The organism is Pseudomonas sp. MYb118 (assembly GCF_040947875.1).
Lineage (GTDB): Bacteria > Pseudomonadota > Gammaproteobacteria > Pseudomonadales > Pseudomonadaceae > Aquipseudomonas.
In genome coordinates this window covers 501781-514028 of sequence record NZ_JBFRXN010000001.1, presented here as the reverse complement: position 1 = coordinate 514028, position 12248 = coordinate 501781, and the positions used below count along the sequence as shown (strand labels likewise).

18 protein-coding genes, 1 tRNA gene and 1 pseudogene are annotated in these 12248 nt (G+C 55.5%); 8 read left to right on the top strand and 12 right to left on the bottom strand.

The window, feature by feature from the left end:
- Positions 1–30 precede the first annotated feature (30 nt).
- A complete protein-coding gene (locus tag ABVN20_RS02455) occupies positions 31–240 on the bottom strand; it encodes a hypothetical protein (RefSeq protein ID WP_368554551.1) in 210 nt (69 codons plus the stop codon).
- A 394-nt stretch (positions 241–634) separates the two neighbouring features.
- Here ABVN20_RS02455 and ABVN20_RS02450 point away from each other — a divergent pair, with 394 nt between their 5' ends.
- Positions 635–961 (top strand): hypothetical protein, encoded by a 327-nt coding sequence (locus ABVN20_RS02450; RefSeq protein WP_368553788.1) that lies wholly within the window; start codon positions 635–637, stop codon positions 959–961.
- Positions 962–1130: 169 nt separating this feature from the next.
- Positions 1131–1442: a hypothetical protein gene (locus ABVN20_RS02445; protein WP_368553787.1), complete on the top strand. Its 312-nt coding sequence runs from the start codon at positions 1131–1133 to the stop codon at positions 1440–1442.
- Between the two features lie 14 nt (positions 1443–1456).
- Here ABVN20_RS02445 and ABVN20_RS02440 read toward each other — a convergent pair whose 3' ends face one another.
- Positions 1457–2194: a hypothetical protein gene (locus ABVN20_RS02440; protein ID WP_368553785.1), complete on the bottom strand. Its 738-nt coding sequence runs from the start codon at positions 2192–2194 to the stop codon at positions 1457–1459.
- Between the two features lie 98 nt (positions 2195–2292).
- Here ABVN20_RS02440 and ABVN20_RS02435 point away from each other — a divergent pair, with 98 nt between their 5' ends.
- Together ABVN20_RS02435 and ABVN20_RS02430 are read left to right on the top strand one after the other, a co-directional pair.
- Positions 2293–2502 carry a hypothetical protein gene (locus ABVN20_RS02435; RefSeq protein ID WP_368553784.1) on the top strand — a complete coding sequence of 70 codons (210 nt, stop codon included), beginning with the start codon at positions 2293–2295 and terminating at the stop codon, positions 2500–2502.
- Positions 2503–2606: 104 nt separating this feature from the next.
- Positions 2607–3020, top strand: a complete 414-nt coding sequence (locus ABVN20_RS02430; RefSeq protein WP_368553782.1) for a hypothetical protein — start codon at positions 2607–2609, stop codon at positions 3018–3020.
- A 27-nt stretch (positions 3021–3047) separates the two neighbouring features.
- On the opposite strand, the gene ABVN20_RS02425 is transcribed toward ABVN20_RS02430, so the two are convergent.
- Complete coding sequence (locus tag ABVN20_RS02425) at positions 3048–3920, bottom strand: hypothetical protein (protein WP_368553780.1); 873 nt, start codon at positions 3918–3920, stop codon at positions 3048–3050.
- A gap of 102 nt (positions 3921–4022) precedes the next feature.
- Between ABVN20_RS02425 and ABVN20_RS02420 the strand changes: the two genes are divergently transcribed.
- Positions 4023–4364 (top strand): DUF4406 domain-containing protein, encoded by a 342-nt coding sequence (locus tag ABVN20_RS02420; RefSeq protein ID WP_368553778.1) that lies wholly within the window; start codon positions 4023–4025, stop codon positions 4362–4364.
- Here ABVN20_RS02420 and ABVN20_RS02415 read toward each other — a convergent pair.
- Positions 4318–4758: a hypothetical protein gene (locus tag ABVN20_RS02415; protein ID WP_368553776.1), complete on the bottom strand. Its 441-nt coding sequence runs from the start codon at positions 4756–4758 to the stop codon at positions 4318–4320. The genes ABVN20_RS02420 and ABVN20_RS02415 overlap by 47 nt on opposite strands.
- Before the next feature lie 190 nt (positions 4759–4948).
- Positions 4949–5455 (bottom strand): hypothetical protein, encoded by a 507-nt coding sequence (locus ABVN20_RS02410; RefSeq protein ID WP_368553775.1) that lies wholly within the window; start codon positions 5453–5455, stop codon positions 4949–4951.
- A 122-nt stretch (positions 5456–5577) separates the two neighbouring features.
- On the opposite strand from ABVN20_RS02410, the gene ABVN20_RS02405 reads away from it, so the two are divergent.
- From ABVN20_RS02405 to ABVN20_RS02395, 3 genes and pseudogenes are all read left to right on the top strand, one after another.
- Positions 5578–5862, top strand: coding sequence for a hypothetical protein (locus tag ABVN20_RS02405; RefSeq protein WP_368553773.1), 285 nt, complete (start codon positions 5578–5580; stop codon positions 5860–5862).
- A 36-nt stretch (positions 5863–5898) separates the two neighbouring features.
- On the top strand, positions 5899–6111 hold the full coding sequence (locus ABVN20_RS02400; protein WP_368553771.1) for a hypothetical protein: 213 nt from the start codon (positions 5899–5901) through the stop codon (positions 6109–6111).
- Positions 6111–7222 (top strand): annotated as a pseudogene (locus ABVN20_RS02395) (tyrosine-type recombinase/integrase). Before ABVN20_RS02400 ends, ABVN20_RS02395 begins: the two are co-directional and overlap by 1 nt.
- An 89-nt stretch (positions 7223–7311) precedes the next feature.
- Here the strand turns inward: ABVN20_RS02395 and ABVN20_RS02390 are convergent.
- From ABVN20_RS02390 to rpmI, 7 genes are all read right to left on the bottom strand, one after another.
- A tRNA-Pro gene (locus ABVN20_RS02390) sits at positions 7312–7388 on the bottom strand.
- Positions 7389–7476: 88 nt separating this feature from the next.
- Positions 7477–7833, bottom strand: a complete 357-nt coding sequence (locus tag ABVN20_RS02385; protein ID WP_003179985.1) for a MerR family transcriptional regulator — start codon at positions 7831–7833, stop codon at positions 7477–7479.
- Entirely contained in the window at positions 7814–8116 is a 303-nt protein-coding gene (gene ihfA / locus ABVN20_RS02380; protein ID WP_002553164.1) for an integration host factor subunit alpha, read from the bottom strand. Before ihfA ends, ABVN20_RS02385 begins: the two co-directional genes overlap by 20 nt.
- Before the next feature lie 3 nt (positions 8117–8119).
- Entirely contained in the window at positions 8120–10501 is a 2382-nt protein-coding gene (pheT, locus tag ABVN20_RS02375; RefSeq protein WP_368553769.1) for a phenylalanine--tRNA ligase subunit beta, read from the bottom strand.
- Between the two features lie 26 nt (positions 10502–10527).
- Positions 10528–11544, bottom strand: a complete 1017-nt coding sequence (gene pheS, locus ABVN20_RS02370; RefSeq protein ID WP_368553768.1) for a phenylalanine--tRNA ligase subunit alpha — start codon at positions 11542–11544, stop codon at positions 10528–10530.
- A 109-nt stretch (positions 11545–11653) separates the two neighbouring features.
- The gene (gene rplT, locus ABVN20_RS02365) at positions 11654–12010 is read right to left on the bottom strand and encodes a 50S ribosomal protein L20 (protein WP_007905879.1); all 357 of its coding nucleotides are present in this window, start codon (positions 12008–12010) and stop codon (positions 11654–11656) included.
- Between the two features lie 28 nt (positions 12011–12038).
- Positions 12039–12233: a 50S ribosomal protein L35 gene (gene rpmI / locus ABVN20_RS02360; RefSeq protein WP_002553160.1), complete on the bottom strand. Its 195-nt coding sequence runs from the start codon at positions 12231–12233 to the stop codon at positions 12039–12041.
- Positions 12234–12248 lie beyond the last annotated feature (15 nt).

Genomic DNA, 12248 nt, shown 5'->3' with positions numbered 1-12248 from the left:
TCAGGGAAGTGCGCACCTAAAAGGCGCGGTTTAGTGAAGGGTGACCACCCGGCGGCTTTCGCCGATCCTGATTCGATCCAATGCCCGATTCAGCGCATCGAGCGCATCAAGCAGCGCTTTCGCCTCAGCCTCGCGCCCCTCTCCCCACAGGCGTTCAGCCATTTTGTTCAGGGCCAGGATGGACCGCTCGATGTCGGTAGCCGTCGTGGGTGGGCGGGTTTCAGGAGGTTTTTTTGGCATATTGCGGGCTTCCACAGGGCAGCACATTGTCTGTTTGATGAGTGCGAATACGCCGAACCGACTGACTGAGGTAGACCATTGCCGGGCGAAGCGAAAATTTATCACTATTAAAACGCCACTACGAGTCTCGACGTGAGCATTCACGAATTCTTTGGTGATAGGATCTGGCTGTATTCGGGGAAGAGCACATCATCAGCGCCTGCACGCTGCCGACGAAAATCACTTGGAGGTGATTTCCGACAGCACAAAAACAGGATAATCCGACCCCAGATGACCCTATCCAGGCGCGGGACTTCGGGTGTCGAACGCACTCAAAGTCCAAGTCTCTTTAGCCTGGAGCCAAGTGCTTTCCGGACTCGTGTAAACAAACAATGTACTGAGGAGCAAACGCCAAGTGGATGGGCCAGCAGAATATGACAGCTCTCAATTTAAAGTCACTTATGAAGACTTCACCCGCTTTGTAGAAGGCGTGAACGTGACTAACGTATGCGGGTCGTGTGGTGCCGATAATGAGTGGTACGTACACACGTCCAACTTCGAGCAAAGTGAAGCCGATGCCTGCGAACTGACGATCTATCGACTGGATCATGCTTCTTTGCAAGCGTTTCGCGCGGCTTTTATGGAGGGCTGCGAGAAGTGCGGAACGATCAGAACATACGACGCCACCGTGGTGACCGAATGGTTGAAGGTCAATCCCAAGAAGGTTTCGTGGTGGAAATGAGTCATCTGCTTGCACTTGATGCCGCTTAAAAGCCTGCTGATCAGCGGGCTTTTTTGTAAGCGTCAGAAAGGTGCGGGTCTTGTACTGGCATCACAACCGCCTTTGCTGGGTATTACTAGAATCACCCACCGTCTGGGTATGCCGGCCAGCGGAATTGAAGAGGTTGGCCATGGCCAAGAGCAACGCGGTATTGCAAAAGGAAAAGCGCGCCAAGGAGAGGGCTCTGCTCGACCGGATGGGCGCCGAGAAGCGCACGCTGATTGTCTCGAAAGCGATCGATGATGCGTTGCAGGTCCTGGGCGAGCGCCACGGCTTCGAGGAATGGCAGGAGACGGTTTCCACCCTGCTGATCAATCTGGCCGGAGCCACGACCTATGAGTCCGGCAAGTTCGCCACCATGTCGCGACCTGAATTCGTAGTTACCGAAAAGCAGTCGCGACAGCTTGAGCGGTTCGCAAAGACTGGAATCGAAGCGGGATAGTAGGTCGATTTAATTCAGGCAGCCTTCCTGGATTGAAATCCAACCACAAAATCAAAAACTCCGGTGTTTAGACCTTCAAACCTAACAGTGCATACAAGGAGAACAAACCAGATCATTGCTAGAAAAAAACCAGCATAGATAGGAATTCGACTTGAAGAAAATTTTCGCATAATAAATTCGTTAGTAAAGTACGCATAAGGCCTGCTCTCTTTAACGCTTTTTCGAACCCTGTCGTTATTTGAATCTTCTTCGAACAAATGAACCAATAATGCTCGGTTCTCGAGCTTAGCTTCGAGTTCTTTATCGAGTCTCACGCTACGCCTATTTAGCTGCCATCGTAAAATCCTGTGGTATTGAGTGATCTTGGTCATTGCTTGTTCTGAACGCTGTGTATTGATCTCCCAGTGCACTTGCCAATACTTTGCACCAGCAGCCATGCAGGCTTGCAGTAATGAAATGCCGAGTCCTGCCAGGCAAATCATGAAACTCACAATCGGAATTTGCCCTGCTGACTGGCAAATCCCCGCAAGTAATACCCCCTGAAAAACCATAAAGAAATTGTTTCTCTGTACAAGCTGAGAAATTTCAAAATTTCTTAACTCAATACAAAGTTTGTAAATAGCCTTCCAAGCAGCTAAATCGCCCACAGCAGCCGTCACTGCGTTCTCAGCAGCCTTTTGTTCTTCGACTCCTGAAAGCTTCTTTTTCGACCGCTTGGGCAAAAGCGTCCGCACATCAACTTCATCGCTCACCAACTGCTCCTTCCGGCTCCATGCCGGGCAGAACACAAATACCCCACTTCAACGAATCACGCCAGCCGGCGAGGCAGGCGCGCACTCAGGAGCAAGCCATGAGCATCCCAGCGAATGCTTTGAAGGAAGACGAGCTTTTCCACTACGCAACTCTTGAGCCGGGCGCCGCCGCCGAGCTGGCCCGCCGAATAGCCTCGGGCGACATCGACCCGAATGCCGGCCTTGAAGGCCTTCGCGAAGACATCCGCCTGCTTGAAAGCCAGGCAGACGACAGCGAGGACGAGTTGAACCTTCTGCGATGGGGCTGAAGAAGCCTGCGGCTACATCAAGCGCGCGATGAATCATGACGAAGATGAAGAGCTGTCGGTAAGCAAGCTCCTTCAAAAAGCCCTCGACTGCCTGGAGTAGAGCCATGACCACTTTTGCAGTGTTTGGAATGAGCGAGAACTGGGCCCGCGAAGAGGCCAAAGAACACACACCGACTTTCAAAAATGAAAACGGTAAGCGCGTCGACCTGACCGTTTCACAGTGGGAGGCGGAGGTTGAGGTTGAGGTTGAGGTTGAGGTTGAGGTTGAGGTTGAGGTGCAGATTGCCAAGATCATGGCCGGCAAAAAGTGCGTGCGCCTGTCGCCGATGTTCGACGCCCCCCAGTACGCCCAGCAGTTCATGGAGATGGCCAGGGCCAGCATCGTCTGTCGTGACCTGAAGATCAGGACAAAGGCCGTCATGGTCGACGCCAAGAAAAAGCCGATCCTGAACGCCAAGACCGGAGCGCCCAAGGTTGGGTTTGCTGATTGGACGCCTGAAAAGTCATTCGCCGCATGACTGGCTTAGAGATTCCAGTGCCTCCACCTACGCGTGCACAGTATTAACTGGGTAGCCATTCTTGGGAGTTACTGAAACATCCCACGAACCACGGGTATTAATGAGATCGAAGGCAACCACAAACCTCCTCATCTTAAATTGCTCCAAACCATTTAGGTATCGAATGACGATTGTCGCGGAAGAGATAACGTTATAGTCACTGAAATTCACTCTGACAACAGTCTTATTAAGAGTTGCAAGCACGTCGATCTTGTGCAGCACGGATCCATTAAACGCAACCTCAACACAGGTAATCGTGTGCCCGCCATTAGCTATAACAATATCGAAATCGATCCCTTGATTGCCCTGCCCTGTATACCTGCCAGACAAAGAAAACTTAGGCTCTAGTGAGGAGGCCAATCTTTCATGCTCTAAATCGGTATTCGCTTTTTGCAAGGCGAACTGCTCTCTTGAAACCCCGAGAGACTCCTTCTGCTGATCAACTGAAGAACGCAACTCCCCTGCCTGAAGCAACAGCGCAGCCGTTCCCTGGCGAAGCTCTATTCCCTGCTGAAAGAATCCCAACACTAGCCAGAGAATAGCTACCGGACCAAAGGCGCCAGCCAGAAAATCGCCAACTGCATTAAGCTCCATGCACCGAAGAGTTTGAATCCGATCACCAACTAGCCACCAAGCAAAAAATGCATAAAGGACAGTCAACAAAATCCCTGTTATTGCAAGCACCCTTCCCATAAAACACCTTTTCTTTAGAGTTGCTTCTGAGTCTACCGCGATGAAGCCTTTAGGTATCCCCATGCCCACAGAAAACATCCGCACCATCGTCACCGAATCGCTGATTGGGATGATCGCCACCGTGACGCAGCTGGTTTCTCCCGCGCACGAGCCGCCACCGCCGTTCATCCAAGGCCCGATTGACCGCGCGGTAGACCGGATCAAGGCCGTGGTTGTCCCGGGCGTGACCCTCCACGCCGCCGCGCCCACCGCCTGTACCTCGCCGGCCCCATGACCGGCTTCGAGGATTTCAACTTCCCCGCCTTCAACAAGATGGCCGCCGACCTGCGCGCCCGGGGCTACCTGATCGAGAACCCCGCAGAGCATGGCGTGGTCGCCAGCGCCGAGTGGGCCGACTACGTGGCCTACGACCTCACCCGCCTGGGCCTGTGCGGCCAGGTCGCGGTGCTGCCCGGCTGGGAAAACTCCAAAGGCGCCCGGCTCGAAGTTCATATCGCCCGTGAGCTCGGCATGCCGGTAGTGAATGCCCATGATCTGGTATCGACGGAGCTGAAACTGGGGAGTGCTACGCAAAATCAATCTCAGGGAAGCGTTTTACCCAGCCTTCTATGACTGGGCGTAGCGCCCCAGAGATAGCGAGACTTTCCAACTTCACCGTCTCACACAAGCGCAATAGCTCAAACCGGTGCTCATCTGATGCGGGGCCCGGCCACGGAAACTCATCAACCAACCTATGGACTACCCGGTGCCGGTCTTCAACAAGTTGAGTCACACGGTCTTCAACACTCTCTATTTCGACCGATCCAGAAATCTGTTTTAGGAGGGCCATGGTGGGCTGCTTGAAAGCCTTCGCGGCTTCTACCGTTTTGATGTCGGTGAAATTGGTAACGTTCGCCTGCATCACTGCGAATCTGACCGTTACGACAAAAAACCTTTCAAATAACTGGGAGCTGACTACAGCCTCTCCTATCGCCCTGTAAAGAGCTTCATCTGACAAGTCTTCCATTTGGTCTCCACATGCTCGAATCGTTCATGGGTCAAAACCACGACGCATAAGATTTAGGAACACTACTACTAACTCCCTCCCCTTTCAAAGTCAGCCGCTACAGCGGCAAGGACGAGTGCGCCAAAAAGCGATCATTCAAAAATTAAAGAGCCGTCGATAGATGCTTGTCGTGCGGGAAAAATGAGATAAATTAGTCTGTTTTCCTCTCCGCACAACTATCTGCGGCTAAGTGCTCAAACCAAATAGAATGTTTATCAGACGGGGTCTTTAGAAAAATCTTTAAGGAAATAGCTTCAACTAACAGATTCAGAAATACGGTGAACAACATAAGCCAGAAGACCCAAGAACCACCCAAATCAAAAATCCAGATCACAGCGATAATCGTATACATATTTAATGCATTTCCAGCCCCATGCTTTAGATACCAGTCCGTCGGCGTTCCCCATAAATAGCGTTTATCTGGCATATCCCTCGCAATCAGAGTGGCAAACAAGGCTGTGAAAACCATAGGAAAAATAAATGTTGGAGACGAGATAGCTACCGCCAAAATGATCAACTTAGAAACGTCGATAGATAAAAATTTCTCAGGCTCATATTTATAAAAAATCAAAAATCCGGGAGCGACAAACGAAAAAAAGAAAATCGCTAAATTCGCTGATAATGAGACATTTAACTTTTTTAGATCACCGATTTCCATCTGGTAAACCCTCCTTTTTAAAAGTAATCAAGCCTAGCAAAGCTCGGAGCGAAATAGAACCAACACTGCTATCCCCTACCCCACACAAGAGCCTACCGGTGTACGGCGGGCGAGGAATCATCATGCCCGAAAAACCAGTTACTCCTGGCCCTTGGGGTGTCCATCGCCGGATGAAGGATTGCGTAACCTTCAACGGTAGGCACGGCGAGGAAAACCTGTTCCTCCAAAACGTCGACGGCTACTTCGCCTGCCAGAGCCACGCCGATGCGCGGCTGATTTCCGCGGCGCCTGAACTACTTGCTGCGGCCATTGAGGCGTTGGCGGTGATCAACCGTATCAAGCCGGCAGGCAACGGGAACGGCACCCAGGTAAGGCTGGCAGAAGCCATCGCCAAAGCCACCCAGTAATCACCTTCTGCCGCCACGCGCAGCATGGAGCATCACATGAAAAAAGAGCTGATCAAGATCAGTGAGTTCCAGCGCCGACGCTGGGGCGAGAACGGCACGCCGCAGTGCCCCCAGGCGATCCGCAACCACATCCGCAACGGCCAGGTGCCGGGCGAGCAGATCGGGAAACTCTGGTACGTTGACTGGACGGCGTTCAGCAAGTCGGAAGGCAACGACCTGGTGGCAATGGTGTTGAAAGGAGCTGCATGATGGTCCCACGGCCGCGCAACAAGGCGAACAAGAATCTCCCGCAGAACCTGTACTTCGATTCGTGGCGTTCGAGCTATCGCTACCGGCGGCCCACCGACGGTAAGTGGTTTCCGTTCGGCACCGACCGCATCAAGGCCATCGACGCGGCGAAGCAGTTGAACCTGGAGTTCATGCGCGGGGCCGACCTGATCAGCGCCGTGCTGGGCAACGCGACAGAGTCTTTTGCGGCTTTCCTCGACACGTACGAATGGATGTCCTCCCGCCGCGGGAGCTTGCCAAGGGCATCCTTGGCCTCTACGCCGTCCACTTCCCGCGCTTTCGAAAGCAGTTCGAAGGCCAGGCCGTGGACCAGATCACCAACCGCATGATTGCGGAAATGCTGGACGCGCTCACCCCGCGCACCGCCAACCATTGCCGGGCCCTGCTGATCGACATCTTCAACCACGCGGCAGCCAAAGGCCTCTGCCCGGACAACCCGGCAGCCAGCACCATCAACCGGATCGAGAAGAAACAGCGCAAGCGACACACCGTCGAGGGCCTGAAGTCCATCCGCGAGAAGGCGCCAGCCTGGCTGCAGAACGCAATCGACCTGGCACTGATCACCGCGCAGCGCCGCACCGACATCCTCAACATGCGTTTCGACGGGGTTCGGGAAGGGTTTCTGTATGTGGTGCAGCAGAAGACGGCCAAGGCCACGGACGCTGCCTGGATCAGGTTCAAAGTGACCGATGAGCTCCAGGCTGTGATCAGCCGGTGCCGGAATGACATCGTTTCCCCGTACCTGGTCCACCGCCGGCCTGATCGCAAGAAGCAGAAGCAGGCGCAGACGAAGGATCACTGGACACAGGTCGAAGAGCGATATTTGACTCGTGCCTTCAAAGAGGCGCGGGAGGCGGCGGGTTGTTACAAAGGATGGAAGGAAGAGGAAATGCCGGGCTTCCACGAAGTGCGAGCGCTGTCGCTGCACCTGTACCAGAAAGCCGGAAAGGATGGGCAGAAGATCGCCGGCCACGCCAGCGAGAGCATGACGAAAAACTACCAGCGAGACCACGCAGAAATCGTCTGGTCCGAGGCAATTCCGGACCTGAATATCAGCGAAATCACCGGATAGTTTTGCGCCAGTTTTGCGCGGGTTTTCCGCAGGCACAAAAAAGCCGATCTAACTGATCGGCTTAACTGTCTGATTTAACTCAGGAATAATGGTCGGGACGGAGTGATTCGAACACTCGACCCCTAGCACCCCATGCTAGTGCGCTACCGGACTGCGCTACGCCCCGACTAGGCGTGAAACTTGTTCTTCACCTCGAAGAACGCTCAAGAATGTATCGCAAGCGTTTGAAAAATGGAAGTATTCAAACCAATTTTTTATTTCTTGAGGACCACCAGCACGTCTTCCAACTCGGCAATCATCTGCCGGATCATCTGTTTGTACTGGGTGGTGTCATCTTTGGCTTCGTCGCCGGACAGGCGCAGGCGTGCGCCGCCGATGGTGAAGCCCTGATCGTAAAGAAGCGCGCGGATCTGCCGGATCATCAGCACGTCCTGGCGCTGATAATATCGGCGGTTTCCGCGTCGTTTGACGGGGTTGAGTTGAGGAAACTCCTGCTCCCAATAGCGCAGCACGTGCGGTTTTACGGCGCACAGCTCGCTGACTTCACCAATGGTGAAGTAGCGTTTGCCTGGGATGACGGGTAGCTCGTCGTTATGACTTGGTTCCAGCATAAGCCTCAACTCGGGCCTTCAACTTCTGCCCTGGACGAAAGGTGACCACACGGCGAGCCGTGATCGGGATTTCTTCACCCGTTTTCGGATTGCGGCCAGGCCGCTGGCGTTTGTCCCGAAGGTCGAAATTGCCGAAACCGGACAATTTGACTTGTTCGTTGTCTTCGAGCGCGTGCCTGATTTCTTCGAAAAACAGTTCGACCAATTCCTTGGCTTCACGTTTGTTCAGGCCCAGCTCTTCATACAGACGTTCCGCCATCTCAGCTTTCGTCAAAGCCCCCATACGTCACTTCCTTAACGTGGCGTTCAACCTTTGTTCGAGCGAGGTGAGGATGTTTTGCGTTGCGGTATTCACCTCATCGTCATTAAGAGTGCGCGATGGATGCTGCCAGGTCAAGCCAACTGCAAGGCTTTTTCTATGCGGATCAATACCTTTACCCTGATACACGTCAAATAGCCTGAGGTCCGTCAGCCATTCGCCTGCATTTTCACGGATTACGTCCAGTACGGCACTGGCCGCAACACCGGTATCCGCCAGCAGCGCCAGGTCACGACGCACTTCAGGAAAGCGCGACAACTCCTGGAATTTAGGCATTTTACCCAGTGCCACTTCTGCCAGAACCAGCTCGAAGACGAACACCGGACGATCAAGCCCCAGGGCTTTCGACAGTTCAGGGTGAATCGCACCGACAAAACCGACCAGGCGACCTTCACGCTCGATGCGCGCGGTCTGGCCCGGATGCAACGCGGGGTGCTTGCCCGGCACGAAGGTGAACGAATCCAGCGCCCCGGCAAAACCCAGTACCGCTTCTACATCGGCCTTGACGTCGAAGAAGTCCACGACATCGCGACCTTGTGCCCAGCCTTCCGGCAAGCGGCTGCCGCACACTACACCGGCCAGCATCGGCTCTTGTTTCAAGCCTTCCAGTTGCCCAACAAAACGCAGGCCGCTTTCGAACAGGCGCACGCGGTCCTGTTGACGGTTCAGGTTGTGCTGAAGCGCCTTGACCAGGCCCGGCCACAGGGACGAGCGCATGGCCGCCATGTCGTTGGAAATCGGGTTGGCCAGCAACAGCGGCTCTACGCCCGGATTAAACAACTCGAATTGTTTCGGATCAATGAAGCTGTAGGTGATCGCTTCCTGATAACCGCGAGCCACCAGCAGGCGACGCAGTTCAGGCAGGTCGCTACGCGCTTCAGCCTTGGCTTGCGGGGCCAGGCGGGCTTGCGGGTAACGAACCGGCAGGCGGTTGTAGCCGTAGAGGCGTGCCAGCTCTTCGATCAGGTCGACTTCCAGGCTGATGTCGAAGCGATGGCTTGGCACGTCCACGCGCCACTGCCCTGCCCCTTCAGCGGTGACGGTCAGGCCCAGGCCGCCGAGCAGGCTTTCGACTTCGGCCGAAGCCATTTCCATGCCGAGCATCTGGGTGATGCGCTGGGCACGCAGGGTGACCGGTGCGATCGACGGCAGGTGCTGTTCGCTGACGGTCTCGATGATCGGACCCGCTTCGCCGCCAGTGATCTCCAGCAGCAGGCCGGTGGCGCGCTCCATGGCTTCACGGGCCAGTTTCCAGTCCACGCCACGCTCGTAACGGTGCGAGGCATCGGTGTGCAGGCCGTAGGAACGGGCCTTGCCAGCCACGGCGATCTGATCGAAGAACGCACTTTCCAGGAAGATGTCGCGGGTGGTCGCGGTGTTGACGCCGCTGTGCTCGCCACCCATGACGCCGGCGATGGCCAGGGCGCGGGAGTGGTCGGCAATCACCAGCGTATCGCTACGCAGGCTGACTTCCTGGCCGTCGAGCAGGACCAGTTTCTCGCCTTTTTCGGCCATGCGTACGCGGATGCCGCCATTGATTTCGGCGAGATCGAACGCGTGCAGCGGCTGGCCCAGTTCGAGCATCACGTAGTTGGTGATGTCGACGGCGGCGTCGATGCTGCGCACGTCGGCGCGACGCAGGCGCTCGACCATCCACAGCGGCGTTGGCTTGGACAGATCGACATTACGGATGACGCGCCCCAAGTAACGCGGGCAAGCGGCAGGCGCGAGCACTTCAACCGAACGCACCTCGTCGTGGGCAGCCGGAACGCTGGCTACCACAGGACGGCTGACCTTGGCCCCGTACAAAGCGCCCACTTCACGGGCCAGACCGGCCAGGGACAGGCAGTCGCCACGGTTCGGGGTCAGGTCGACCTCGATGCTGGCGTCGTCCAGGTTCAGGTACTCACGAATGTCCTGGCCCACCGGTGCATCGACCGGCAGTTCCATCAGGCCATCGTTGCCCTCACCGACCTGCAGCTCGGCCTGGGAGCACAGCATGCCGTTGGACTCGACGCCGCGCAGCTTGGCTTTCTTGATCTTGAAGTCGCCCGGCAGCTCGGCACCGATCATGGCGAACGGAATCTTCAGGCCCGGGCGCACGTTTGGTGCACCGCAGACAACCTGGAACGTCTCGGCGCCATTGCTGACCTGGCAGACACGCAATTTGTCGGCGTCAGGGTGCTGCTCGGTGCTCAGCACCTCGCCCACGACCACGCCACTGAATTCACCGGCGGCCGGGGTCACGCTGTCGACCTCCAGACCTGCCATCGACAGACGAGCCACCAGCTCGTCGCGACTTACCTGCGGGCTAACCCAGCCGCGCAGCCATTGTTCACTGAATTTCATCCTGCTCTCCTAAGAATTCGTTACGACTAGCGAAATTGCGCGAGGAACCGCAAGTCGTTGTCGAAGAACAGACGCAAGTCGTTCACGCCGTAACGCAGCATGGCCAGACGCTCGACGCCCATGCCGAAGGCAAAACCGGAAAACTCTTCCGGGTCGATGCCGGACATGCGCAGCACGTTCGGGTGAACCATGCCGCAGCCCATGACTTCCAGCCAGCCGGTCTGCTTGCAGACACGGCAGCCTTTGCCACTGCACATCACGCATTCCATGTCGACTTCAGCCGATGGCTCGGTGAACGGGAAATACGAAGGACGGAAACGCACGGCCAGTTCTTTTTCGAAGAACACGCGCAGGAACTCTTCGATGGTGCCCTTGAGGTCGGCGAAGTTGATATCACGGTCAACCAGCAGGCCTTCGACCTGGTGGAACATCGGCGAGTGGGTGATATCGGAGTCGCTGCGATACACGCGGCCTGGGCAGACGATGCGGATCGGCGGCTGTTTCGATTCCATGGTGCGCACCTGTACCGGCGAGGTGTGGGTACGCAGCAACATGTTGGCATTGAAATAGAAGGTGTCATGCATCGACCGGGCCGGGTGGTGGCCTGGGATGTTGAGCGCTTCGAAGTTGTGGTAATCGTCTTCCACCTCGGGACCTTCGGCGATGCCGTAGCCGATGTGGGTGAAGAATTGTTCGATACGTTCCAGAGTGCGAGTCACCGGATGCAGGCCACCCGAGGTCTGGCCACGGCCAGGCAGGGTCACATCAATGGACTCGGCGGACAGTTTGGCGGCCAGCTCGGCCTCTTCAAACTGTGCCTTGCGGGCATTGAGAACCTCTGTAACACGCTCCTTGGCCACGTTGATCAGGGCGCCGACCTGCGGACGCTCCTCTGGCGGCAGATTGCCCAGGGTCTTCATCACCTGAGTCAATTCACCCTTCTTGCCAAGGTAGTGAACCCGGATTTGCTCCAGGGCATTGATGTCTTCCGCGCTTTGCACAGCCTCTAGAGCTTGCGAGACGAGCGCATCCAGGTTTTCCATGTACAGACTCCAGATACAAAATAGGGGAAGAGCTTGAAGGCTCTTCCCCTATTTATGACGTTTAACACCTGGCCCCACAGAGGTGAGGCCGGGTGACTGTCGGGGGTACTTAAGCCAAGGTGGCTTTAGCTTTCTCGACAATCGCAGCAAACGCCGCTTTTTCGTTCACTGCCAGATCAGCCAGAACCTTACGGTCGATCTCGATGGACGCTTTTTTCAGGCCGGCGATGAAACGGCTGTAGGACAGACCGTTGATACGAGCACCAGCGTTGATACGAGCGATCCACAGAGCGCGGAACTGACGTTTTTTCTGACGACGGTCACGGTAGGCGTATTGGCCTGCCTTGATTACCGCTTGCTTGGCAACGCGGAATACGCGGGAGCGTGCGCCATAGTAGCCTTTAGCAAGTTTCAGAATTTTTTTGTGACGTTTACGGGCAATGACGCCACGCTTTACACGAGCCATGAGTTACTTCCTCTATTCTTGACTAAAATTAACGAAGGCGCAGCATGCGCTCGACTTTTGCCACGTCAGACGGATGCAGCAAGCTGCTACCGCGCAGTTGACGCTTACGCTTGGTCGACATTTTGGTCAGGATGTGGCTCTTGAAAGCGTGTTTGTGCTTGATGCCGTTAGCAGTTTTCAGAAACCGCTTGGCAGCACCACTTTTGGTTTTCATTTTTGGCATGTTCGGATACTCCGC